Genomic DNA, 22995 nt, shown 5'->3' with positions numbered 1-22995 from the left:
CCGGGGCCGGACGGCCCCGGGCAGGCCGCCGTGGGCGGGTGGCAGGCCGTACTCTGAGGGCGTGTCCTTCTACGGTGATCTGCGCGTCGTCCTCCGGGGATCCAGGTTTCGCCGGTTGTTCGGCACCCGCCTGGTCTCGCAGTTCTCCGATGGCGTCTACCAGGCCGGACTGGCCGGGTTCGTCTTCTTCAACCCCGAGCAGCACACGAGTGCCGGCGCCGTCGCGGCGGCCTTCGCGGTGCTGCTCCTGCCGTTCTCGGTGGTGGCGCCCTTCGCCGGGGTCCTGATCGACCGCTGGCCGCGCCGCCAGGTCCTGTTGCTGTCCTCCCTCGCCAAGGCCGCGCTGGCGGTGGTGAGCGCGCTCCTGGTGTCCGGGGGCGAGGGCCCGGCCTTCCTCGTCGCCGCGCTGCTGGTGCTCAGCGTCAACCGCTTCTTCCTGTCCGGGCTGTCGGCGGGGCTGCCGTACGTGGTGTCCCGCGACAAGCTGATGATGGCCAACGCCGTCACCCCGACGTGCGGGACCGTGGCCAGCTCGCTGGGTACCGGCGTGGGCCTGGCCGTCGGCATGGTCGGCGGTGCGACGGCCCCCGGCGCCGGGCTGGTCCTCTTCGCCGCCGCGATCGGTTTCGCCGGAGCGGCCCTGGTCTCCCTGACCCTCGGCTACCGGGAGCTGGGACCCCACCTGGAGCGCGAGCCGGAGGAGGTGCGCGCCGCCGTCCACAGCGCCGTGCTCGGCATGGTCGCCGGAGTCCGGCACATCTGGGCCAGGCCCGCGGCCAGGGACGCGCTGGCCACGATCGGCGCACACCGCGTGCTCTTCGGCGTCTCCACCCTGCTCACGCTGCTGCTGTACAACAACACGTTCACCGGCGGCGGTGCGGCGGGGCTCGCCGGCTTCTCCATCGCGGCGGGACTGCTGGCGCTCGGGTTCTTCCTCGGCGCGGTGGCCACACCGTGGGCGACCGCGCGCGTGACGCCGGGCAGGTGGATCGCCCTCCAGCTGGCGGCCGCCGCCGTCGCCCTGGTGGTCTTCGGGCTGCCGTTCTCCCCGGCGCTGTTCCCGGTGGCCGCGTTCGTCCTGGGCTTCGTCTCCCAGGGTGTGAAGGTCACGGTCGACACGTTGGTTCAGCGACATGTCGACGACGCGTTCCGGGGCCGGGTCTTCTCGGTCTACGACGTCCTGTTCAACGCCACGTTCGTCCTGGGCGCGGCGCTGGCGGCGGTGCTGGTGCCGCCCTCGGGTGTGAGCGCGGCCGTGGTCGGCGTCATGGCGCTCGCCTTCCTGGTCCTGGGCGCCGCCTGGATCGTGCGCGACCTCCGCCTGGAATCGGCCACGGCCCAGCGGAGCCCGGAGGGGGACGGACGGGACGGGCACCGCGCCCGCGACGGAGGGCCCGATCAGTCCGTGGTCTCCCGGTACACCCGCAGGCCGCGCGCCCGGTAGTTGGCGAGGGCGTGCTCGCCGTCGAGGGTGCAGGTGTGCACCCACGCGCGGCGGGTGGGTTCGCGGTCCGGCCACCGCTCGGCCAGGTCCCAGGCGCGGCGCAGCGTCAGCGTGAGCATGTGGCCGCCCAGTCCCCGGCCGAGGAAGCCGGGAAGCAGGCCGAAGTAGGCGATCTCGACGGCACCCTCGGGCTGTGCGTCGAGTTCCGCGAAGCCCGCAGGGGTGCCGCGCTCGTACAGGACCCAGGTCTCGCTCCCCGGGCGCTCCACCCAGGCGCGCCACTGCTCGTGCGACCAGGAGAGCCGGTCGGTCCACTGCCAGTCCCCTCCGACGCGCTCGTAGAGGAAGCGGCTGAAGTCGGGGCTGGGGATGCCGCACCGGGTGAAGCGCACGTCCCGCCCGGCCTCGGGCTCGCGGGCGGGGACCAGGTCCGACGGCGCGGTCGACTCCAGGTACCAGGTGGTGGTCGTCATCCGCTCAGTGTCCCGCACCCGCCGCGAACGCGTCCGTCGGGGGCCTGCCGTCGAGCGGGCTCGAGTAGACGACGTTCGTGGTGACCGACCCCAGGGCGGCGGTGCGGCCCACCACCTCCTCCAGGTGGCGCATGTCGCGGGCGAGCACCTTGAGCAGGAAGCAGTCCTCCCCGGTGACGTGGTGGGCCTCGGTGATCTCCGGCGTGGTCGCCAGGAGGTCGTGGAAGGGCTTGTAGTGGCCGGTGGGGTAGGCGAGCCGGACGAAGGCCAGCACGGTGAACCCGAGGCGTTCCGGGGCCACGGAGGCGGAGTAGCCGGTGATCACTCCCGTCTCCTCCAGGCGCCGCACCCGCTCGGTGACGGCGCTGGCCGACATGGAGACCTCGCGGGCCAGCTCGGCGTAGGTCGCGCGCCCGTCGTCCTGTAGGGCGCGCAGGAGGCGCAGGTCGGTCTCGTCCAGGGATTCATCGGTCATGGCACAGGTATACCGTGGTTCCGTGGGCGATCAACACCCGATGCCGTGGATACTCCCTGTTGGCAACGGGTACTCCACCGTAGCTTTGTGGACATGACGACACACACCTCTGACGGCCCCGACGTACGCATCCCCGCTCTGCCCCCCGCCGAAGCCGCCGCGCACTTCGCCGCTCGCCTGGCCCTGTACACCGACGTCTCCGACGTCCACGCGTCGATGGAGGGGGACGAGCCCGGCTTCGTCCTCGTCGACACCAGGAGCACCAGGGCCTGGGAGCAGGGCCACGTGCCGGGTGCGGTCCACCTCCCCCACAGGCGGATCACCGAGGAGGCGTCCGCCCTGATCGACCCGTCCCGAACGGTGGTGACCTACTGCTGGAGCCCCGCCTGCGACGGGGCCGCCAAGGGCGCGCTGGCCTTCGCCCGGCTGGGCTACCAGGTCAAGGAGATGGTGGGCGGCATGGAGTACTGGGTGCGGGAGGGGCTGCCGGTCGAGACCTCCTCCGGCGTGGAGCGCCGCGCGGCCGACCCGCTCGTGATCGAGGCCGACGGAATCTCCTGCGACTGCTGATCCGGTTCCGGGCCGACACGGAGACAGGTCGACATATCGGCCCGGAACGTGATCCTTGCGTGATCGAGTGATCACCTGCTGTAGTGTCCCCGGCAGGACTCGTCGTCTTGCAGGGAAGGTGCACCATGACCGTCGGTTTCGGACCGGGGAAGCCGTCCAGCGCGTTCGGCCCGCGCGGGGTGTCCAAGCGCGTCGGAGCCGTCGCCCAGCAGCTGCCGCCCTACGGCGACCGGCTCCTGGACGTCGGCTGCGGCGATGGCGTCCACACGATCGAGCTGGCTCCGGGCTACGTACGGGTGGACGCGATCGACGTGGAGCCCGAGCACCTCTCCGCGTTCGCCGACCGCGTCGCCGGAACCGACCTCGCCGACCGGGTCGGCCTCCACAAGATGAGCGCCGACGGCCTGGCCTTCGACGCCAACACCTTCGACCGGGTGACGGCCTTCGAGGTCCTGGAGCACCTCGACGACCTGGAGGGGAGCCTGCGCGAGATCCACCGCGTGCTCAAGCCCGGCGGCGCGTTCTCCCTCACCACGCCCAACCGCTGGTTCCCCTTCGAGACGCACGGCGTCCTGTGGGGCACCCGGCGCCGCTCGGCGCTGACCGCCCCCTTCCTGCCGTGGGTGCGCCCGCTGCACGACCGGATGTCGGACGCGCGCGCCTTCACCACCCAGGAGTTGGGCCGCGCGCTGCGGGGCACGGGGCTGAGCGTGCGCGCCATCGACTACCTGATGCCGCCGTTCGACCGCCGCGGGCGTGCCCTCCAGTCGGTCTCGGACTCCCTGGAGGGCACGCCGCTGCGCGTGTTCGGCATGGCGATGGCCGTCACGGCGGTCAAGTCGCGCTGAGCCCGTCCCCCACAGGCGGAGCGGGCTGCGTCGCACCCCTTGTGGCCCAGGATCGGCCGTCTGGGGCCGGTCTAGAGCTGCTCCGCGGCCCAGGTGCGAAGGGCCGCGGTCGCGTCCTCCTTGCTCATGGGCCCGTTCTCAAGGCGGAGCTCCAGAAGGTAGCGGTAGGCCCGGCCGATGACCGGACCCGGCTTGACGTCGAGGATCCGCTGGATCTCGTTGCCGTCCAGATCGGGGCGGATCCGGTCGAGCTCCTCCTGCTCGGCGAGCTTCTCGATACGCCGCTCGATGTCGTCGTAGGCGCGCGCCAGGGCGGCGGCCTTGCGCCGGTTGCGGGTGGTGCAGTCGGCGCGGGTGAGGATGTGCAGCCGCTCCAGCTGCGACCCCGCGTCGCGCGCGTACCGGCGCACCGCGGAATCGGTCCACTCGCCCTTGCCGTAGCCGTGGAAGCGCAGGTGCAGGGCGACCAGGGTGCTGACGTCGGTGATGACGTCCTTGGGGAAGCGCAGGGCACTGAGCCGCTTGCGGCTCATGGAGGCGCCCACCACCTCGTGGTGGTGGAAGGTCACCCGGCCCGGCCCTTCGAAGGCCCTGGTCTTGGGCTTGCCGACGTCGTGCAGCAGCGCCGCCAGGCGCAGGACCAGGTCGGGACCGTGCCCGCGGGCGCGCTCCAGCTCGATCGCCTGGTCCAGGACGATGAGCGAGTGCTCGTAGACGTCCTTGTGCCGGTGGTGCTCGTCGATCTCCAGGCGCAGCTTGGGGATCTCCGGCAGGACGTAGGGAGCGATCCCCAGCTCCACCATGAGCTCGATGCCGCGGCGGGGGTCCGGGCTGAGCACGAGCTTGACCAGCTCGTCGCGGATGCGCTCGGCGGAGACGATGGACAGACGGTCGGCCATGCCACGGGCGGCCTCGGCCACCTCGGGGGCCAGTTCGAAGCCGAGCTGGGCGGCGAAGCGGACGGCCCGCATGATGCGCAGCGGGTCGTCGCTGAAGGAGTCCTCCGGCCGGCCGGGCGTGCGCAGGACGCCCTCGGCCAGGTCCGCGAGCCCGCCGAACGGGTCGACGAACTCCTGGCTGGGCAGGCGCACGGCCATCGCGTTCACCGTGAAGTCGCGGCGCAGCAGGTCGTCGTGGATGTTGTCTCCGTAGTGGACGTCCGGCTTGCGCGACTTCGGGGAGTAGGCCTCGCTGCGGTAGGTGGTGACCTCCACCTGCAGGCCCTTCTTGCGCAGCCCGACCGTGCCGAACTCGATACCGACGGTCCACACGGAGTCGGCCCAGCCGTCGACCAGTTCGAGGATGCGCTGGGGGACGGCGTCCGTGGTGAGGTCCACATCATTGGAGGTTCTCCCCAGGAGCGCGTCACGCACCGGGCCGCCGACGACGGCGAGCTGCTGGTCGTGCGCGGCGAAGCGTTCGCCGAGCTCGTCGGAGACGGGGCGCACGGCGTCGAGCAGTGCGGTGACCGCCGCTCTCTGCTCGCCCGTCAGTGTCCCCGCGGGGCGGTTCGTCCCCGATTCCTCCTGCTTGACGGTGTCGGTCTCACTCGAAAACTCTGTGTTCGGCACACCACGCAGATTAGGTGATCACGCGCGAACACCCCGCCTCCTCCCTCCTGACTCGTCCGCCGGACCGCGTCGGCACTGGTGGGCACACGGTGTTCGGTGAGAGGGTGGGTCACCCCTGCGGCTGCGCGGGCGCCGGGCCGCGCCAGCGCCCGGGGGCCGGGAACGAGGTATCTTCGGGGGCAGTGGTAGGACGCCTCCGTCTCCTCGCGTCCACCCGGCCCGCGTCCGCCGAGCGCGCCGTGCGGGTGCTCCGACCGTCTCCGCCCCGTGTGCGTACGCCCGGCGGGGCGGCTACCTGGACCCGAGTCAGGAAACCGGTCAAGCGTTGCGTCGAATTGTCTCCGCCGCCGCGGTCACGGCCATGACCGCCGCGCTCTTCCCGATCCCGGCCGCGCACTCGTCCGTCGGGGCGGCGCCCCAGGCCGAGGACACCGCCGAGCCGCTCGTCGTCGAACGCATCACGCCCGACGCGGTCGACGACGACAGCACCCTGCGCGTGGTCGGCCGGGTGACCAACACCACCGACGCCGAGCTGGACGACGTCACCGTTCGCATGCGCTACTCGCGCCACCCCTTCAGCGGCCGCGACGAGCTGGACGAGTTCGCCTCCGGCTCGGGCTGGCAGCCGAACGCGGAGGGCCCGGAGGAGGACGGTCTCGGCACCCTGGAGCCGGAGTCGGACGGGGACTTCGCGCTCAGCACACCGATCGAGGAACTCGGGCTGTCGGGCTACGGCGTCTACCCGATGGTCATCGAGGCCGTCGACGGCGACGGCGGGGTCGTGGGCGCGCAGTACACCTTCCTCCCCTACACGGACGGCGACGACGTCCCCTCCGTCGACATCGCCTGGGTGTGGCCGCTCATCGCGGACCCCCAGCGCGCGGACGACGACACCTTCCTGAGCACGCGTATCCCCGACGAGGTCGCCGCGGACGGCCGCCTGAGCCGGCTGCTGGCCGCCGGCGCGCAGACCACCCTGTCCTTCGACGCCGGTGAGGACGACCTGATCGAACTCCTCGGTCTGGGGGAGGACCAGGAAGGGACGCCGCTTCCCGACGAGCCCACGGCCGAGGAGACCGCGGAGGGCCTGCCCACCGAGGAGGCGACCGGTGAGGAGGCCGCCGAGGACGGGGCCGAGGCCCCCGCGGAGGACGAGGAGGGCGAGGAGCAGGAGACCGACGGCGAGGACGCCGGGGACGAGGACGACGCCGAGCCGACCCGCGCCGAGGGCGTCCCCCTGACCTGGGCCGTCGATCCCGGCACGCTGGACGACATCGTGCGCCTGGCCTCCCGGGAGTACTCGGTCGTGGAGGACCTGGACGAGGTCCCCGCCGGTTCCGACCCGGCCGTCGAGCGGTTCGAGGCCGATCAGTCCGCCCAAGTCTGGCTGCGCGAGGCCCGCCGGGTGCTGCCCCAGGACACCGTCGTGGCCACGCCCTACGCCTCCGCCGACCTCGCCGCGCTGATCCACAACGACATGGGCTCCGACGCCGAGGCCGCCGTCCGTGTCGGCCGGGAGGCCGTCCAGCGCGCGCTGGCGACGGAGGCCGACGGCGCCTACGCCGCCCCGCCCGGCGGGGTGATGGACGAGGCCGTCTACGCGCTGCTGGCCGAGAGCGGCGCCGAGCGCTTCGTGCTCCGCGATCCGACACTTCCCCCGGCCGAGTGGCTCTCCACCACCCCGACCGCCCAGACCCCGCTGCCGTCCCTGGAGGGCGACGAGGAGGGCGTGGAGCGGGTCGGCCTGGTCGCCGACGACGGCCTCACCGACGTGCTGTCGGCGCCGACCGGGGGCCCCGGCCAGACCGCGCTCGCCCTCCAGCGCTTCGCCGCCGAGACCGCGATGATCGCCGGGGAGAACGCGGGCGGCGACCGGGTGGTCGTCGCCTCCCCCGAGCCGCGGTGGGACCCCGACCCCGCGTTCGCGTCGGGTGTGCTGGCGGCGACCGAGGAGCTTCCGTGGCTGTCCCCGGAGCGGCTGGACGACGTCGACTTGGCGGACGAGTCCGACCGCGAGGACACCCGCCGCGGCCTCACCTACCCCGACGCCGAGGACGAGCTCAGCTCGACGTACCTGAGCCAGATCGAGGACGTGAACCAGGACGTGCGGCTGTTCAACAGCGTCCTGGTCGGAGGCGCCGACCCCTTCCGCCCCGCGGTCCTGCGCCTGGAGTCGGCGTACTGGCGGGACCGCGAGGCCCCGGCCGGCCTGGCGCGGTCCCTCGTCGCGAACACCCTGCAGGACCACCGCGAAGACGTGCGCATCATCCCCGGAGAGCCGGTCACCCTGGCCTCCCGGACCGGCATCACCGGGATCCTGGTCGCCAACGACCTGGAGGAGGAGACGGTCTACGTCCACCTCTCGGTGTTCTCGGCCAACTCCGAGCGCCTGGCCATCGGCGAGTACACCCAGCGCTTCGAGATCGCACCGGGTGCCAAGACCACGGTCTACGTCCCGCTGTCGGCCCGGATCAACGGCCGCACGGAACTGTACGTGAGCCTGCAGAACGCCGAGGGCGAGCCGATCAGCTCCCAGGACACCCTGATCCCGGTGAACGCCACCGGCCTGGGCACGCAGGCCCTGCTGATCAGCGGTATCGGGCTGCTGATCCTCGTCGCGGCCCTGGCGCCCCGGGCCCTGCGCAAGTGGGCCCGCCGGCGGACCGCGCGGTCCGCCGAGGACACCGAGGACACCGAGGACACCGAGGACGCCGAGGGCGGGGACGGCGGCACGCCGACCGACGACGAGGCGGCCGGGACCGCCGACTCCGAGGGCGCGACCGCGGACCCGGTGGACGGGGCACCGTCGGGGACAGGGGACGATGGCACCGAGCGCTCCGCCCAGGCGGACGCCGCCGAGGAGGCGACGGACCCTGACCCGCGTGGGAACGAGCACCCCCCGCCCCGGAAGCCGGACGGCCCCGGACGCTGAGCCCCCACCGAGCGACGCGCGGACATGTCGCCTGACCGACAGGACGCCATGTCGACACGACCGCACGTCGACACGTCGGCGTGCGTCGCGGCGAGCCGCCCGCACCCGCCCCGGGCCCCGCACAGCGGAGTCCCGGCCGGACCCTCCCAGTCGGACGAAAGGAAGCCTGATCCACGGTGGTCACCGACTCCCCGAACGGCGGCGGACACCCCGCCGACCGTTCCCCCCAGTACCCGCACCGCGACGCCGAGGGACCGCTGCCCGGCGACGGCCCGATCCGGCCGACCGGCGGTCCCACGGCCTCCTTCGAGGAGGGCGAGCTGCCCGAGCCGGAGCCGTCCCGCTCCGACGGCGGTTCCGGTGACGGACCGGCCGACGGTTCGGGTGACGGATCGGGGTCGGGCTCCGGCGGGATGATGCGCTCCAGCGCCATCATGGCGGTCGGCACCATGGCCTCCCGGATCACCGGCTTCGCCCGCACCATCGTGATCGGCGCCGCCATCGGCACCCACCTGCTCGGTGACGCCTACAACACCGCGCACACGATCCCGTTCATCCTCAACGACCTGCTCATCGGCGGCCTGATGGCGAGCGTCATCGTGCCGTTCCTGGTCAAGCGCCGCAAGCGCGACGCCGACGGCGGCAAGGCCACCGAGGACCGGCTGGTCACCACCACGCTGCTGGCACTGCTGCTCCTGACGACGGTCGCGGTCCTGGCCGCCGAGTTCCTGATCCTGATGTACGGGTCCCGGTTCACCGACGCGCAGTTCGACGACTCGGTGTTCCTGGCGCGCTACCTCATGACCCAGATCTTCTTCGTGGGCATGAGCGGCCTGCTCAGCGCCATGCTCAACACCCGCGGCAAGTTCGGTGCGGCGGTCTGGGCCCCCGTGCTCAACAACCTGGTCATCATGGGCGTGGGCGGGATGTTCCTGTGGGCGGCCGGCCCCGGCCAGGAGCCCCCCGTCGACGACTCCTACCTGACCCTGCTGGGCGCGGGCACCGCCGCCGGCATGGCCCTGCAGGCCCTCGTCCTGTTCGTCGCCCTCAGCCGCACCGGCTACCGGTGGCGTCCCCGCCTGGACCTGCGCGGCAGCGGCCTGGGCGAGGCGCTGCGCACCGCCGGCTGGATGATGCTCTACACCCTGCTGACCCAGGCGGGCCTGTGGATCACCACCAACATCGCCAACGCCGCCAACGTGGCCGGGATCGAGCAGGGGCGCGAGGTCGGTGCGGGCATCACCGCCTACAACCTCGCCTACCAGCTCTTCCAGCTGCCGTACGCGATCATCGCGGTCTCGCTCATCACCGTGCTCCTGCCCCGGATGAGCGCACACGCCGAGGACAGGGACTGGGGCGCGGTCCGCTCGGACTTCTCCCGCACCCTGCGCATCTCGGCGTTCGTTCTGGTGCCGATGGCGTTCGCGATCGCGATGTACGCGGTCCCGATCTCCGTGCTGGCCTTCGCCCGCGGGTCGATCTCCGTGGCCGACGCGGCCAACATCGGCCAGATCCTCGCGGTCATGGCCCTGGGCCTGGTCCCGTTCACGGTCTTCCAGCTCATGCTGCGTGTGTTCTTCGCCATGGGCGACACCCGCACCCCATCGCTCATCGCCATCGCCAACCTGGCCGTTCACAGCGCGCTGGCCCTGACCGCCTACCTGCTCCTGCCGCCGGACCGGGTGGTCGTGGGCGTGGCCGCCGGCTTCATGTTCTCGTTCCTGAGCGGCCTCGTCATCGCCGGGAACGTGCTGAGCCGACGCCTCGGAGGGCTTGACGGCAAGCACGTCATTGGCACATTGTTGCGCCTGCACCTGGCCGTCGTTCCGAGCATCGCGGCCGGCCTCGGTGTGTCCTGGCTCTTCGACGCCTACGTCGGGCCCGGACTGGCCAGCTACATCGGTGCGCCCGCCGTCGGCTGCACGCTCGGCGCACTGCTCTTCCTCGGATGCGCGCGCCTGCTGCGCGTACCCGAGCTCACCGCCGCCGTGGAACTGATCCGCGGCCGGCTGCGTCGTTGAAGCAGTAGCGCGCCTTCCGGCTCCGCCCCCGCCGGGAGTTCCCCCGAAGACGACCGTTCCTAGAGAAGGACAGCCCGACGGTGTCGAGCGACCACCCCACAGAGTCGAGCCCGCCCGTGGACGACGGCACCCCCGAGTCGGAGTCCCACGTGCGGCGCCGGACGCGTCTGCTGATGCCGGAGGACGTGCTCGACGACTACGAGCGCCATGATCCGGAGATCGCGCCCGAGACCGGTCTGACCACGCTCCGGGACCCGAGCGAGATCGGCGACCTGGGCACCGCCGACCGCGCCGGGCTGGAGGACGGCGACGAGATCGGCGGCAGCTCCCACACCGCCCCCGGCAACATCGCCAAGTCGAGCGTGATCATGGCGGTCGGCACGATCGCCTCGCGTGTGACGGGCTTCGTCCGGACGATCGTCCTGGCCGCGGCGATCGGGACGCAGCTGCTCGGCGACGCGTACCAGACCGCGGGCATGGTCCCGTACATGATCTACGACCTGCTCATCGGCGGGTTGTTGGCCAGCGTGTTCGTGCCCTTCATCGTCAAGCGTCGCAAGCTGGACGCCGACGGCGGCGACAGGACCGAGCAGCGCCTGGTCACGCTGATGCTGCTGGCCCTGTTCGTCATCACCCTGGCGGCGGTCGGCCTCGCGGAGTGGTTCATCCGCATCTACGCGGGCGGGTTCTCGGGCAGCCAGTTCGAGGTCTCGGTCATCCTCGCCCGGTTCCTGGTGCTGCAGATCTTCTTCATCGGCGCCAGCGGCCTGGCGAGCGCGATGCTCAACGCGCGCAACAGGTTCGGGGCGCCCATGTGGGCGCCGGTACTGAACAACCTGGTCATCATCGGGATCTGCTTCTGGTTCCTGGCCCTGGCCGGGCCGGGGCGCACTCCCGACACGATCAGCGGCGGCGAGCTGATGCTCCTGGGCCTGGGCACGGCCCTGGGCCAGGTCGTGCAGGCGGCGGTGCTGGTGTGGGCGCTGGGGGCGGCGGGCTTCCGCTGGCGTCCGCGCATGGACCTGCGCGGTTCGGGCCTGGGCGAGGCGGCCGGGGCCGCTTCGTGGATGATGCTCTACATCGTCGTCGCGCAGGTGGGCGCGCTCGTCTCCACCAACGTGGCGACCCGCGCCGGGTCGATGGCGGCCGAACTCGGCTTCGAGACCGGCTCGGGGATCGCGGCGTACAAGTTCGCGTCGATGCTCTTCCAGCTGCCGTACGCGATCATCGCGGTCTCGGTGATCACGGCCCTGCTGCCGCGGATGAGCGAGCACGTGGCCGCGGGCCGCAAGGACCAGGTGCGCCGTGACTTCTCACACGGATTCCGGCTGTCCTCGGTGCTGATCATCCCCATCTCGGTGGCGATGATCGTCTTCGCGGTCCCGTTCTGCGTGATGATCTACGCGCAGGGCAGCACGAGCACGGAGGACGCGGCCGCGATCGGCCGCATCCTCATGGTCTTCTGCGTGATGCTCATCCCGTTCACGCTCTTCCAGCTGCAGATGCGCGTGTTCTACGCGCTGGGCGACACCCGCTCGCCCGCCCTGGTGTCGATCCCCTCGGAGATCGCGCACGCGGCCACCGCGATCGGCCTGCTGTTCTGGATGGAGCCGCAGCACGTCGTGGTGTGGCTGCCGGTGCCGTACGGCCTGTACTACATCGTGGGCTCGATCATCATGTGGCGCATGCTGGCCACGCGGCTCAACGGCCTGGAGGGGCGCCGGACTCTGGCCACCCTCGCCAAGATCCACGTCGCGACCGTTCCCGCGGCCCTGTTCGGTGTGGCGATGATCTACGTGTTCCGGGGCCTGCCCGGCGACCTGTGGCCCGCGCTCGCATCGATCGTGGCCGGTGGTGCCGTCGGTGGCGTACTGTTCGTGGTTACCGCAAAGTTCCTCAATGTGACAGAAGTCACATCATTCCTCGATTTGCTCAAGTCCCGGCTGCGACGGCGCTGATCACCAGTCACGGGTGACGTTGGGTAGCCGCGTACCGATATCGACCGGAGGGTGGAAAGGTATCCCATGTCCTCCAAACAGGCTGTTCACGCGTCCTAGCATGGACTCGCACCGCTTCACCGCCAGAGCATTGATCATCCGAGCTGCCCGAAGGGAGGCTGGGGACAGCAAGTAGGGCCGACGGCCCGCGCACCCCGCTACCGCTCCGCCGACCGGCGAAGCCCGCGGACGTCCGCGACGCCACGGCACCGGCGCCCGTCACTCCCATCATGAGCACCTTCCTGATCGAGCCCGGGGCTAAGCTGGCCAACCGCTACCGTCTCGACCACGTGGTGACCGAGACCGGCGGGGCGACCCGCTGGAAGGCCACCGACGAGACACTGGCCCGCCCCGTCGCGGTATGGACCTTCGCCGAGGGTTTCCCCCGCACGTCCGAGGTCGTCCGCGCCGCCCGCGCCACCAGCCGCATTCCCGACGCCCGCGTCACCCAGGTCTTCGACGCCGACGACACCGGCCCCGTCCCCTACGTGGTCGAGGAGTGGGTCATCGGCTCGTCCCTGGCCGACCTCCTCGCGCAGGGGCCGATGGAGCCCGAGCGCGCCGCCGGCCTCGTGGCCGAGGCCGCCGAGGCCATCGCGGCCGCCCACGCCGGCGGCCTCACCCACCTGTGCCTGGCTCCCGACAAGCTCATGTGGAGCAGCGGCGGAGCGGTCAAGGTCATCGGCATCGGTGTCGACGCCGCCCTCATGGGCACCGGCGCCGGCAACGCCCCCGCCATCGACGCCCAGGGACTGGGCGCACTGCTCTACGCCGGCCTGACCGGGACCTGGCCAGGAGGTCCGCAGTCCGGCCTGCCGCCGGCCCCCCAGGGCCCCGCCGGCACCTACCCCCCGGGCCAGGTCCGCCCGGGCCTGCCCGAGCCGCTGGCCGGCATCACGACCCGCGCTGCACTGCCGCAGCTGGCGGGGCAGATGGTGCCCGGCCCGCCGATCACCTCGCCCGCCGAGCTGTGCGCGGCACTGGCCGAGGTCCCCCGCCTCATCCCGCTCCCGGTGGCCCCGGCCGAGTCGGCGCCGTCCCCGGAGAACGGCACCTCGCGGCGCACCGGTGAGTTCGACGCCACCGGGTCCGGTGCCCGACGTTCCATGCGGGGTTCGCAGGCGGCGGCCCCGCGGTCCGAGCCCCAGGGCTCCTCGCGGATGGACCGCCGCGCCTCCCGTGCCCAGGCCTCGCCCAAGCGCTTCCTCGTCGGAGTGCTCGCGGTCGTGCTGTTCGTCGGCGTGGTCGCGGGCGCGTGGACCATCGGGGTGAGCCTGCGCCCCCAGGACGAGAACCCCACCGACCCCAGCGCGGGCTCCGTCGACGACACGGGGGACCCCGCCGAGCTCACGCCGATCGAGATCGCGTCCTCCGACGGGTTCGACCCGATGCCGAAGGGCGACGGTTCCGAGCACGGCGACAACGCGCGGTTCGCCCACGACCAGGACCCGTCCACCGACTGGAGCACCGAGGGCTACAAGGACCCGTTGGAGATGCAGAAGGCGGGTGTGGGACTCAAGCTGGACCTCGGTGACAGCCAGGAGGTCCACGCGGTCGAGCTGACCCTGCCCGAGGCCGACCACCAGGTGGAGGTCCGCATCGGCGACAGTGACGCCGTCAACGACGAGGCCTCGCTGAACGAGAACCTCCCCGTCGCGCAGGAGGCGACCGTCAACGGCACGCAGACCATCGAGATCGAGGGCGGCGCCACCGGGAAGTACGTGGTCATCTGGTTCACGCGGCTGCCGTCGGACGGCGGCGACTGGCGTGGGACGATCTACGAGGTCGAGGTGCTCGGCGCCTAGCCGGGCGGAGCGGCCCCGAGTGGAGTATGTGATCAGCACTGATGGACGCGGTCCACGAGCTTCCTGACCGGGAACTCCTGACAAGGCACTCTCAGGGCGACGACCAGGCCTTCGCGGTCCTGGTGCGTCGGCACCGAGAGCGCCTCTGGGCTGTCTCGATCCGGATGATGGGCGACCGCGAGGAGGCGTCCGACGCCCTGCAGGACGCCTTCCTGTCCGCCTTCCGCGCCGCCGACCGGTTCCGCGGCGAGGCCCAGGTGAGCACGTGGCTGCACCGCATCGTGGTCAACGCGTGCCATGACCGCCTGCGCCGCCGGAAGGTCCGTCCGGCGACCCCCACCGAGGACGACACCCTCGACGTCCTGTCCAACGAGCGGCTCGGCCGCGCGGGCGGCGGGCCCGACCACGCCGCGCAGACCGAGGCCCGCCTGGACGTCCAGGCCGCCCTGGACCTGCTCCCCCTCGAACAGAGGCTGGCGCTCACTCTGGTCGACATGCTCGGCTACCGGGTCGAGGAGGCCGCCCAGATCCTCGACGTGGCGTCGGGCACGGTCAAGAGCAGATGTGCGCGAGGTCGCGCGAAACTTCTTCCCTCCCTGGCCCATCTAAGGAACCCTCAGCCCCCGCGAGACGTCACATCTGAGAGAGGAGGTGCCACCCCATCGTGACGTCCCACCCTGACGTGGAGGCACTCGCGTTCTACGCCGAGGATCTGCTGGATCCCGACGAGAAGCGCACGGTCGCCGCCCATATAGACTCCTGCGCCACCTGTGCGGCGACCCTGGACGAGCTCGCCGGGGTGACCCGCGTCCTGTCCGAGGTTCCGGTTCCGGAGCTTCCGGGAGACGTGGCCGACCTCATCGACCAGCGTCTGGCCAAGGCCGCCCGCGGACCCGCGGCCGCTTCGGCCCAGGCCGGCACCCGCGCGGCCGGCACCAAGGCCGACGTCCGCGCCGCTTCCGGTGACGGCTCATCCGACGACGGGGTCTCCGACCTCGCCCCGGTCACGCCGATCCCGCGTCGGCGGCGCACCTTCGGCCTCCCCCATCTGCTGATCGCTGCGGCCGCCGCCGTGTTCGTGGTCGGCGGCGGCGCGGCGGTCATCACCGACGCGCTCCAGCCCTCCGTGGAGAGCGCGGGCGCGGGCAGCGCGTCCGACGCACCGCTGAAGGCCCCGGAGGAGGAGGCGCTCCAGGACATGGGGCAGTCCTACCGCCCCGTCGTGCTGGCCAGCGAGACGGTCTACTCCGAGTCCGGGCTGGCCGACCAGGCAGGCGAGGTGCTGGACCTGTCCGCCGAGGCCGACGGTGACGAGGACGGCGACCTGGCGGCACAGTCCGAGGAGGGCCCGGCCCTGCAGGGCGTGCAGGAGTGCGCGGCACGCCTGGGCGAGGCCCTCGGCACCCGGGTCACGCTGGTCGACGACGCCTTCTACGGGACCGGCTCCGAACGCGCCTGGGTGCTGTACGCCCCCACCGACGACGACCGGGTCGACGTGTACGTCCTCGACCCGCGCTGCGTCCAGGAGGACGAGATCACGCGCAGCGTCCTGGCCGAGACGACCGTGGACGCCCGCTGACGGTCGGCATGTCGACCTGTCCGGATGCCGACCTGTCGACATGCCGCGACCGGGGCGGGCCCGACCGGTCCGCCCCGGCTCAGTCCTGTGCGCCCGGACGGACCAGGCCGGTCTCATAGGCGATCACCACGAGGCCGACGCGGTCGCGTGCCGCGAGCTTGGCCAGCAGTCGGCCGACGTGGGTGCGCGCGGTCGCCGGGCTCAGGTGCAGGGCCGCACCGATCTCCTGGTTGGACATGCCGCGGCCGACCAGGGCCAGGACGTCGCGCTCGCGGTCGGTGAGCACGTCCAGCCGCGCGGCCGCCTCCGGGGCGACCGACGTGTCCGCGAGGCGTTCGATCACCCGCCGGGTGACGCCGGGCGACAGCAGGGCCTCACCGGCCGCCACCGTGCGGACCGCGTCGCGCAGCTCCCGCGGCGCCGCGTCCTTGAGGACGAATCCGGACGCGCCCAGGCGCAGCGCGGCGAACACGTTGTCGTCCTCCCCGAAAGTGGTCAGGACGACGATCCTGGTGTCGGCGTGTCGACCTGGCGACGTGTCGACCCGTCGCCGACGCTCCCTGAGGACCGCCAGCCCGTCCAGCACCGGCATCTGCAGGTCCAGCAGGACCACGTCCGGGCGCAGCCGGTCCATGTCGGCGAGCGCCGTGCGGCCCTCCGCGGACTCGCCCACCACCTCGATGTCGCCGTCGCGCTCCAGCAGCGATCGCACGCCCGCGCGGACCAGGGGCTGGTCGTCGACCAGTAGGACGCCGATCATCGGGCGCCTCCCGTCGGCAGGCGTGCCCGTACGCCGAAACCGCCCTCCGGCCGCGGCCCCGCCTCCACCGTTCCGCCCACCAGTCGCACCCGTTCCCTCATCCCCGCGAGCCCGCTTCCACTCGTTCCGGCCGTCGCCGCGGCGGCCCCGTCGTCGGTCACCGCCACCTCCAGTTCCCCGTCGTGCCGGTCGAACACCACCTCCGCCCGTGCCGCGCGCGCGTGCCGCAGCGTGTTCGTCAGCGCCTCCTGCACGATCCGGTAGGCCGTGGAGTCCACCATCCCGGACAGCTCCCCCGCCCCGGGCACCCCTACGACGCGTACGTCCACGCCGGCCGCGCGCACGGAGCCCACGAGCTCCTCCAGGTGCGCGAGCGAGGCGACGCGCTCCTCCCCCGGTTCGGTGTCCCTCAGGGCGCGTACGGTGGCCCGCAGCTCGCTCAGGCCCGCTCGTGAGGCCTGTGTGACGTGTGTGAGCTCCGTTCGTGCCGCCGACACGTCGGCGGGCGCGTCGTCGAGCGCCTCGGCCGCGACCGCCGCGTGCAGAGCCACGACCGACAGGTGGTGGCCGACCGCGTCGTGCAGGTCGCGGGCGATCCTGGTGCGTTCGAGCGCCATCAGCTCCGCGGCCTCGGCCTCGCGCGCCTGCCCGTCCAGGAGCGCGATGCGGACCCGCTGCCGCTCGGCCCGGGCGCGCTGCCACTGCACGTTGCCCAGGGCGATGGCGGCGCCCATGACCGCCACCGTGGAGGCCAGTTCGTAGCCCAGGAGGTAGCCGGGGTCCTGCCCCTCCCCCAGCCGCCCGGCGGTGGACACCAGTACCAGGGCCGCGGCCGTTCCCACCGCCCAGTACGGGCGGCCCCGCTCGGCGGCCGAGTACAGGGCGGCCGCCGCGGGGACGGCCAGGCCGATCGTCGGCAGGTCGACGACGTAGTTCGCGACGATGAGCACGGACGTGGCGATCAGGACGGTGACCGGCCACCGGCGGCGGACCAGCATGAGCGCGCCGAGAACCCCCGCGAGCGCGTACCCGAGGGGGAGGCCGCCCCTGTCACTGACGTCGGCGCCGACCGCGATGGCCACCACGGCGAAGACGGCGAACCCGAACAGGGCGTCGACCACGGCGTCCCGGCGTGCGGACTGGCTTGGCATGCGGCGATTCTAGGGCGTGCCCGGTGGGTGCTGCCCGGGTACGTCGAGAGGCGTACGGGCACGGGATCACGGACGGACGCCGTCGGCGGGGCGGCTCCCTAGCGTCGGTGGTGTCCGTTCCCTGTGCGCGCGCCGCACCCCGACCACCGCGAGGTCCGCCATGCACCCGTCACACCCCTCTCCGAACGGCGCCGACGCCTCGGGCCGGGGCCCGTTCGCGAACGTCCCGTGGTCCCTGGTCCTGGGCCTCGGAGCGCTCGCGCTCGTACGCCCGCTGCTCAGCATCACCGGTGTGACCGACACCCTCGACTGGTCCCCCTGGCTCCAACTGGGGGTGACCGCCGCCGTCAGCCTCGCCTGGGTCGTCTCGGTGGTCGTCGCCCGCGCGCCGCGCCCGCTGCTCACCCTGGTCTGTACGGGGCTGGCCTACGGGGTGTTCTCCATCGTGTTGAGCGCCGCCCTCTCACCCCTGCTGACGGGCGAACTGCAGGGGCCCCTCACCAACCCGCTCGGGTTGGCCGGCGTGGTCGGGACCAACACGGTCTGGGGCCTGGTGTGCGGTGTGATCGCGCTCGCGGTCCGGTCGGCACTGGACCGCGGCGGCTCCCGGGTCTGAGGCTCCCGCCCGGGCATACCCCGCCCCCGTACGCTGGGCGGATGTCGGAAGGGGAATGCGGTGCGCCTACCATCGGTTGTGCTAACCAGATTTCCCCCGAGGTCACACCGGGTGACCAGGACACCGACTGTGCGAAGGGCCTACGAGCGTGAGTGACGTCCGCAATGTCATCATCATCGGATCCGGGCCGGCCGGATACACCGCGGCCGTCTACGCCGCGCGTGCCGAGCTGCGCCCCCTGGTGTTCGAGGGCTCCATCACCGCCGGTGGTGCGCTCATGAACACGACCGATGTCGAGAACTTCCCCGGCTTCCCCGACGGCATCATGGGGCCGGACCTCATGGACAACCTGCGCAAGCAGGCCGAGCGCTTCGGCGCGGAGCTCGTCCCCGAGGACGTCACCGACGTCGACCTCACCAAGCCCGTCAAGGAGGTCACGGCCGGCGGTGAGACCTTCTTCGCTCACACGGTCATCCTGGCCACCGGATCGGGCTACCGCGAACTCGGCATCCCCGGCGAGAAGGAGCTGTCCGGCCGCGGAACCTCCTGGTGCGCCACGTGCGACGGCTTCTTCTTCCGCGACCAGGACATCGCGGTCGCGGGCGGCGGGGACACCGCCATGGAGGAGGCCCTCTTCCTCACCAGATTCGCCAAGTCCGTGACGGTCATCCACCGCCGTGACGAGCTCCGCGCGAGCCGCATCATGGCCGAGCGCGCCCTGGCCAACGACAAGATCTCGTTCCTGTGGAACACCGAGGTGAAGGAGGTGCTCGGCAAGGAGCGCGTCACCGGCCTCAAGGTGTTCGACAACAAGACCAACGAGACGAGCACTCTGGACGTCACCGGCCTGTTCGTGGCGATCGGCCACGACCCGCGGGTCGAGCTCTTCAACAAGCAGATCGATCTGGACGACGAGGGCTACGTCCGCGTGGACGCCCCCTCCACCCGCACCAACCGCGCGGGGGTGTTCGCCGCGGGCGACGTCGTCGACCACCAGTACCGCCAGGCGATCACGGCCGCGGGCACCGGTTGCGCCGCCGCGCTGGACGCCGAGCGCTACCTCGCCGACATGGGCAACTAGCCCGCGCCCACCCGCTCCCGCGCTTCCGTCCCGCCTCAGGCGGCGGTCGAGCGCCACGGGACACATCCCGAGCCTTCCCCGACGCAACGGTCTCGCCGAACCAAGGAGAACAATGTCCACCGTCAAGCACGTCACCGACGCCACCTTCAAGGATGACGTCCTGGCCAGCGACAAGCCGGTCCTCGTCGACTTCTGGGCCGACTGGTGCGGTCCCTGCAAGCAGATGGCCCCGGTCCTGGACAAGCTGGCGGAGGAGTACGGCGACAAGATCGAGATCGTCAAGCTGAACACGGACCAGAACCCGAACACCCCGCGCGACTACAACGTCATGTCGCTGCCGACGATGAACGTCTACAAGGGCGGCGAGGTCGTCAAGCAGATCATCGGCGCCAAGCCGAAGCGCGTCCTGGAGAAGGACCTGGCCGAGTTCCTGTAACGAGGACCGCCCAGAGCACGCGAAAGGCCCCCAGGATCACTTCTGGGGGCCTTTGGCGTACTCCGCCTCCACCGGACCGGGACACCCCCTCCCGGCCCGTCGACGGCTGCCACAGGGGCGGTGTTTCACGTGAAACACCGCCCCTGACGCCTACCCCACGCCATAGCGCCACCACGGGCGGCGCTGAGCCGGGCACCGGACCGCGGAGAGGGCCGGACCCCCGTTCCCGGTGTCGCCGTGCGGCCCCGGGTGGTCGGCGGGCTCGCGATCCCGTCCGCTTCCGGCCGAGGGTTCCGTGGGACCGGCAGCGTCCGTGAGCGCAGACGGCGGAGGGGCGGTGTTTCACGTGAAACACCGCCCCTCGCGCCTGCCGGCCGCCCGCCGCCCCTCGATCCGTCGACAGGTGGACGTGTCGACAAGGCGTTCAACCGATCTGGGCGATGATCCGTTCGAGGTCCTCGGGCGTCGCGAACTCCACGACGATCTTGCCCTTCTTCTTGCCCATGTCCACCTTCACGGTGGTGTCCAGGCGATCGGCGAAGCGGGTCGCCCACTCCTCGATCTGCGGCGGGTTGGGCTCCCTCGCCGCCTTGGGCGCCCGGGGCTGCCGCTCGGTCTCGGGCTCCTCCCTGAGGGAGATGACCTCCTCGAGGGACCGCACGGACAGGCCCTCCTGGACCACGCGCGCCGCCAGGCGGTCCTGGAGATCGGGGTCCTCGACCCGCAGGAGCGCCCGCGCGTGCCCCGCGCTCAGCACCTTCGCCGCCACGCGCGACTGCACCTTCGGAGGCAGGTTGAGCAGACGCAGGGTGTTGGTGATGTGGGGCCGCGAACGGCCGACCCGCTGCGCCAGGACGTCGTGGGTCGCCCCGAAGTCGTCCAGCAGCTGCTGGTACGCGGCCGCCTCCTCCAGGGGGTTGAGCTCCTGCCGGTGCAGGTTCTCCAGGAGGGCGTCCAGGAGGAGGGCGTCGTCGCTCGTACTGCGGACGATCGCCGGGATCCGCTCCAGGCCGGCGTCCTTGCTGGCGCGCCAGCGCCGCTCCCCCATGATGAGCTCGTACCGCGGCTCGTCGCCGTCGTCGACCTTGCGGACCACGACGGGCTGGAGCAGCCCGACCTCCCTGATGGAGTCGCGCAGCTCCTCCAGCGCCTGGTCGTCGAAGTGGTGGCGGGGCTGGCGGGGGTTGCGCGTGATCGCGCCGACCGCCACCTCCTCCAGATAGGTCCCGTCCGGCAGGCCCGCGGGCTCGGGGGCCGGCTCCTCGACCGCCTCCGGTTCGGGCGCCTTCTCACTCGGCCCCTGCGGGATGAGTGTCCCCAGCCCCCTGCCCAGCGCGCGCCGTTGCTGGCTCACCGGCAACTCCTTCCACACTCCTCGAAAGAACTCCGTCCGGGGTCACCGGACCTGCCTCAGCCGCTGACCGGCTCCGCGCGCAACGCCATCTCCCGCGCGGCCTCCAGGTAGGCGACCGCCCCCGTCGACGCGGGGTCATAGGTCATCACCGACTCGCCGAAGCTGGGAGCCTCGGACACGCGCACGCTCCGCGGAACGAGCGTCTGCAGGACCAGTTCCCCGAAGTGGGATCGGACCTCGTCGGCCACCTGCTGGGAGAGCCGGGTACGGCCGTCGTACATCGTCAGCAGGATGGTACTGACCGCCAGCCCGGGATTGAGGTGGGACTGGACCAGCTTGACGTTGTGCAGCAGCTGCCCCAGCCCCTCCAGCGCGTAGTACTCGCACTGGATCGGGACCATGACCTCGTCGCACGCCACCATCGCGTTGACCGTGAGCAGGCCGAGCGACGGAGGGCAGTCGATGAGGATGTAGTCGAGTTCCGAGGTGTCGTAGGCGGAGAAGGCGCGCTTGAGGCGCGACTCGCGGGCGACGAGGGAGACGAGTTCGATCTCCGCTCCGGCGAGGTCGATGGTGGCGGGCGCGCACCACAGGTTCGGGATGTTCGGCACCGGCTGGGCGAGGTTGCGAATGTCCTCGTCCTCCACCAGGCAGTGGTAGATGGAGCGGGTCTGGTTGCCGCGCTCCATGCCGAGGGCGGTGGAGGCGTTGCCCTGGGGGTCGAGGTCGACGACGAGGACGCGCTGGCCGTTCATCGCCAGAGCGGCCGCGATGTTGACGGTCGTCGTGGTCTTGCCGACGCCGCCCTTCTGGTTCGCCACACTGATCACCCGGCAGGACGCGGGGCGGGGCCAGGGTTCCTCGCTGCCGCGCACCGACATGGCCTCCTGGGCCGCGCGAGCGAGGGGTGTGTCGGGGACGCCGCCTGTTTCACGTGAAACATCGAGCAGGTCGCCATAGGAGGATGTTTCACGTGAAACATCGGCTGGGTTCTGGGACACGAATGAGTTCACCTCTTCCGTCCGCGCTTCTTCTTTCCGCCCCGCGGCGGCGGACCACCCTCGGATGTCACCGTGACGCGAACGACCGTGGTAGCGGGTTCGACCCTACCGTGGCCGACCCGGATGACATCGCAGACGCAAGGGCGCAGTTTCGACACGTCTTTCTCCGCGGCCGCGAGTTCGGCCTCGGCCTGCTCGCCCTTGAGCGCCAGGAGGCTGCCGCCCTTGCGAAGGAGCGGTAGCGCCCACCCCGCCAGACGGGGCAGCGGAGCGACCGCACGGGCGGTCACGAAGTCCGCGAGCAGGTCGCCGCGCACCTCCTCGGCCCTCCCTCGGCGCACCTCCACGTTCGGCAGCTCCAACAGCTCGACCGCTTCGTTGAGGAAGACCGTCCGCCGCAGGAGGGGCTCCAGGAGCACCATCCGGATGTCGGGGCGCAGGAGCCCGAGCACCAGCCCGGGCAGCCCGGCTCCGGAGCCGACGTCGACCACGTTCGCGCCCTCGGGGATCAGCTCCTCCACCACGGCGCAGTTGAGCAGGTGCCGCTCCCACAGCCGCGGAACCTCGCGCGGGCCGATGAGACCGCGCCGGACACCGTCGTCCGCGAGGAGCTCGGCGAAGCGCCGCGCCTTCGACAAGGAGTCCCCGAACACCGTCTCCGCCTGATCGGTCGGAGCGGTCGGAGCGGTCTCCTCAGACCCCGAGGACATCAGTCACCACCTGTCGGAACTCGTCCATCGTCACTTCTTCGATCGCCAGGGCACGTTACGCGCCTCCATGATCCTATGCGCGGGTGCCACCAATGTTTCACGTGAAACATCGGCGAACACTGCCGCCGTACCCAGGAGGCGCCACATCGGCGCCCCTACCCGCCGCCCGCG

The 22995-nt window shown here is 71.8% G+C and carries 20 protein-coding genes; 12 read left to right on the top strand and 8 right to left on the bottom strand.

All coding sequences use genetic code 11. The annotated features are described in order from the left end of the window. Positions 1 to 61 precede the first annotated feature (61 nt). Positions 62 to 1444: an MFS transporter gene (locus M1P99_RS11415; RefSeq protein WP_304452625.1), complete on the top strand. Its 1383-nt coding sequence runs from the start codon at positions 62 to 64 to the stop codon at positions 1442 to 1444. On the opposite strand, the gene M1P99_RS11410 is transcribed toward M1P99_RS11415, so the two are convergent. Both M1P99_RS11410 and M1P99_RS11405 read right to left on the bottom strand, forming a co-directional pair. Beyond that, the gene (locus M1P99_RS11410) at positions 1399 to 1917 is read right to left on the bottom strand and encodes a GNAT family N-acetyltransferase (RefSeq protein WP_304452624.1); all 519 of its coding nucleotides are present in this window, start codon (positions 1915 to 1917) and stop codon (positions 1399 to 1401) included. The genes M1P99_RS11415 and M1P99_RS11410 overlap by 46 nt on opposite strands. A gap of 4 nt (positions 1918 to 1921) precedes the next feature. Further along, positions 1922 to 2392, bottom strand: a complete 471-nt coding sequence (locus tag M1P99_RS11405; protein ID WP_304452623.1) for an Lrp/AsnC family transcriptional regulator — start codon at positions 2390 to 2392, stop codon at positions 1922 to 1924. 93 nt (positions 2393 to 2485) lie between these two features. On the opposite strand from M1P99_RS11405, the gene M1P99_RS11400 reads away from it, so the two are divergent. Together M1P99_RS11400 and M1P99_RS11395 are read left to right on the top strand one after the other, a co-directional pair. After that, entirely contained in the window at positions 2486 to 2962 is a 477-nt protein-coding gene (locus M1P99_RS11400; protein WP_304452622.1) for a rhodanese-like domain-containing protein, read from the top strand. Positions 2963 to 3087: 125 nt separating this feature from the next. Then, the gene (locus M1P99_RS11395; protein WP_304452621.1) at positions 3088 to 3810 is read left to right on the top strand and encodes a bifunctional 2-polyprenyl-6-hydroxyphenol methylase/3-demethylubiquinol 3-O-methyltransferase UbiG; all 723 of its coding nucleotides are present in this window, start codon (positions 3088 to 3090) and stop codon (positions 3808 to 3810) included. Positions 3811 to 3881: 71 nt separating this feature from the next. On the opposite strand, the gene M1P99_RS11390 is transcribed toward M1P99_RS11395, so the two are convergent. After that, on the bottom strand, positions 3882 to 5381 hold the full coding sequence (locus M1P99_RS11390) for a CCA tRNA nucleotidyltransferase (protein ID WP_304452620.1): 1500 nt from the start codon (positions 5379 to 5381) through the stop codon (positions 3882 to 3884). Positions 5382 to 5706: 325 nt separating this feature from the next. Between M1P99_RS11390 and M1P99_RS11385 the strand changes: the two genes are divergently transcribed. The 6 genes from M1P99_RS11385 to M1P99_RS11360 all read left to right on the top strand — a co-directional run bounded on the left by M1P99_RS11385 (position 5707) and on the right by M1P99_RS11360 (position 15715). Further along, positions 5707 to 8313, top strand: coding sequence for a DUF6049 family protein (locus M1P99_RS11385; RefSeq protein ID WP_304452619.1), 2607 nt, complete (start codon positions 5707 to 5709; stop codon positions 8311 to 8313). A 176-nt stretch (positions 8314 to 8489) separates the two neighbouring features. Further along, positions 8490 to 10334 (top strand): murein biosynthesis integral membrane protein MurJ, encoded by a 1845-nt coding sequence (gene murJ, locus M1P99_RS11380; RefSeq protein ID WP_304452618.1) that lies wholly within the window; start codon positions 8490 to 8492, stop codon positions 10332 to 10334. Between the two features lie 173 nt (positions 10335 to 10507). Further along, on the top strand, positions 10508 to 12292 hold the full coding sequence (murJ, locus tag M1P99_RS11375) for a murein biosynthesis integral membrane protein MurJ (protein ID WP_304455664.1): 1785 nt from the start codon (positions 10508 to 10510) through the stop codon (positions 12290 to 12292). 269 nt (positions 12293 to 12561) lie between these two features. Beyond that, a complete protein-coding gene (locus tag M1P99_RS11370) occupies positions 12562 to 14136 on the top strand; it encodes a protein kinase family protein (protein WP_304452617.1) in 1575 nt (524 codons plus the stop codon). 41 nt (positions 14137 to 14177) lie between these two features. Continuing rightward, positions 14178 to 14804, top strand: coding sequence for an RNA polymerase sigma factor SigM (sigM, locus tag M1P99_RS11365; RefSeq protein WP_304452616.1), 627 nt, complete (start codon positions 14178 to 14180; stop codon positions 14802 to 14804). Then, entirely contained in the window at positions 14801 to 15715 is a 915-nt protein-coding gene (locus tag M1P99_RS11360; protein ID WP_304452615.1) for an anti-sigma factor, read from the top strand. Before sigM ends, M1P99_RS11360 begins: the two co-directional genes overlap by 4 nt. Before the next feature lie 79 nt (positions 15716 to 15794). Here M1P99_RS11360 and M1P99_RS11355 read toward each other — a convergent pair whose 3' ends face one another. Both M1P99_RS11355 and M1P99_RS11350 read right to left on the bottom strand, forming a co-directional pair. Beyond that, positions 15795 to 16475: a response regulator transcription factor gene (locus tag M1P99_RS11355; RefSeq protein ID WP_304452614.1), complete on the bottom strand. Its 681-nt coding sequence runs from the start codon at positions 16473 to 16475 to the stop codon at positions 15795 to 15797. Beyond that, positions 16472 to 17626: a sensor histidine kinase gene (locus M1P99_RS11350; protein WP_304452613.1), complete on the bottom strand. Its 1155-nt coding sequence runs from the start codon at positions 17624 to 17626 to the stop codon at positions 16472 to 16474. Before M1P99_RS11350 ends, M1P99_RS11355 begins: the two co-directional genes overlap by 4 nt. A 160-nt stretch (positions 17627 to 17786) precedes the next feature. Here M1P99_RS11350 and M1P99_RS11345 point away from each other — a divergent pair, with 160 nt between their 5' ends. From M1P99_RS11345 to trxA, 3 genes are all read left to right on the top strand, one after another. Then, the gene (locus M1P99_RS11345) at positions 17787 to 18242 is read left to right on the top strand and encodes a hypothetical protein (protein WP_304452612.1); all 456 of its coding nucleotides are present in this window, start codon (positions 17787 to 17789) and stop codon (positions 18240 to 18242) included. A gap of 148 nt (positions 18243 to 18390) precedes the next feature. Next, complete coding sequence (trxB, locus tag M1P99_RS11340; protein WP_304452611.1) at positions 18391 to 19323, top strand: thioredoxin-disulfide reductase; 933 nt, start codon at positions 18391 to 18393, stop codon at positions 19321 to 19323. 112 nt (positions 19324 to 19435) lie between these two features. Beyond that, a complete protein-coding gene (trxA, locus tag M1P99_RS11335; protein ID WP_304452610.1) occupies positions 19436 to 19759 on the top strand; it encodes a thioredoxin in 324 nt (107 codons plus the stop codon). A 424-nt stretch (positions 19760 to 20183) separates the two neighbouring features. Here trxA and M1P99_RS11330 read toward each other — a convergent pair whose 3' ends face one another. The 3 genes from M1P99_RS11330 to rsmG form a co-directional block, all read right to left on the bottom strand. Next, positions 20184 to 21113: a ParB/RepB/Spo0J family partition protein gene (locus tag M1P99_RS11330; RefSeq protein WP_304452609.1), complete on the bottom strand. Its 930-nt coding sequence runs from the start codon at positions 21111 to 21113 to the stop codon at positions 20184 to 20186. Between the two features lie 56 nt (positions 21114 to 21169). Then, positions 21170 to 21994 carry a ParA family protein gene (locus M1P99_RS11325; protein ID WP_304452608.1) on the bottom strand — a complete coding sequence of 275 codons (825 nt, stop codon included), beginning with the start codon at positions 21992 to 21994 and terminating at the stop codon, positions 21170 to 21172. A 128-nt stretch (positions 21995 to 22122) separates the two neighbouring features. Then, the gene (gene rsmG / locus M1P99_RS11320; protein WP_304452607.1) at positions 22123 to 22824 is read right to left on the bottom strand and encodes a 16S rRNA (guanine(527)-N(7))-methyltransferase RsmG; all 702 of its coding nucleotides are present in this window, start codon (positions 22822 to 22824) and stop codon (positions 22123 to 22125) included. Positions 22825 to 22995: the final 171 nt, after the last annotated feature.

Origin of the sequence: Nocardiopsis sp. YSL2 (genome assembly GCF_030555055.1) — a bacterium.
Classification (GTDB): domain Bacteria; phylum Actinomycetota; class Actinomycetes; order Streptosporangiales; family Streptosporangiaceae; genus Nocardiopsis.
Note: the sequence above shows the minus strand (reverse complement) of the source record. Positions and strands in the feature narration are given on the sequence as shown.

What these genes read in the sequence shown, in the direction of transcription:
- M1P99_RS11410 (WP_304452624.1), bottom strand. Translation starts at nt 1,917, where the DNA reads ATGACGACCACCACCTGGTACCTGGAGTCGACCGCGCCGTCGGACCTG.
- M1P99_RS11405 (WP_304452623.1), bottom strand. Translation starts at nt 2,392, where the DNA reads ATGACCGATGAATCCCTGGACGAGACCGACCTGCGCCTCCTGCGCGCC.
- M1P99_RS11400 (WP_304452622.1), top strand. Translation starts at nt 2,486, where the DNA reads ATGACGACACACACCTCTGACGGCCCCGACGTACGCATCCCCGCTCTG.
- M1P99_RS11395 (WP_304452621.1), top strand. Translation starts at nt 3,088, where the DNA reads ATGACCGTCGGTTTCGGACCGGGGAAGCCGTCCAGCGCGTTCGGCCCG.
- murJ (WP_304455664.1), top strand. Translation starts at nt 10,508, where the DNA reads ATGCCGGAGGACGTGCTCGACGACTACGAGCGCCATGATCCGGAGATC.
- M1P99_RS11370 (WP_304452617.1), top strand. Translation starts at nt 12,562, where the DNA reads ATGAGCACCTTCCTGATCGAGCCCGGGGCTAAGCTGGCCAACCGCTAC.
- sigM (WP_304452616.1), top strand. Translation starts at nt 14,178, where the DNA reads ATGGACGCGGTCCACGAGCTTCCTGACCGGGAACTCCTGACAAGGCAC.
- M1P99_RS11355 (WP_304452614.1), bottom strand. Translation starts at nt 16,475, where the DNA reads ATGATCGGCGTCCTACTGGTCGACGACCAGCCCCTGGTCCGCGCGGGC.
- M1P99_RS11350 (WP_304452613.1), bottom strand. Translation starts at nt 17,626, where the DNA reads ATGCCAAGCCAGTCCGCACGCCGGGACGCCGTGGTCGACGCCCTGTTC.
- M1P99_RS11345 (WP_304452612.1), top strand. Translation starts at nt 17,787, where the DNA reads ATGCACCCGTCACACCCCTCTCCGAACGGCGCCGACGCCTCGGGCCGG.
- trxA (WP_304452610.1), top strand. Translation starts at nt 19,436, where the DNA reads ATGTCCACCGTCAAGCACGTCACCGACGCCACCTTCAAGGATGACGTC.
- M1P99_RS11325 (WP_304452608.1), bottom strand. Translation starts at nt 21,994, where the DNA reads ATGTCGGTGCGCGGCAGCGAGGAACCCTGGCCCCGCCCCGCGTCCTGC.
- rsmG (WP_304452607.1), bottom strand. Translation starts at nt 22,824, where the DNA reads ATGTCCTCGGGGTCTGAGGAGACCGCTCCGACCGCTCCGACCGATCAG.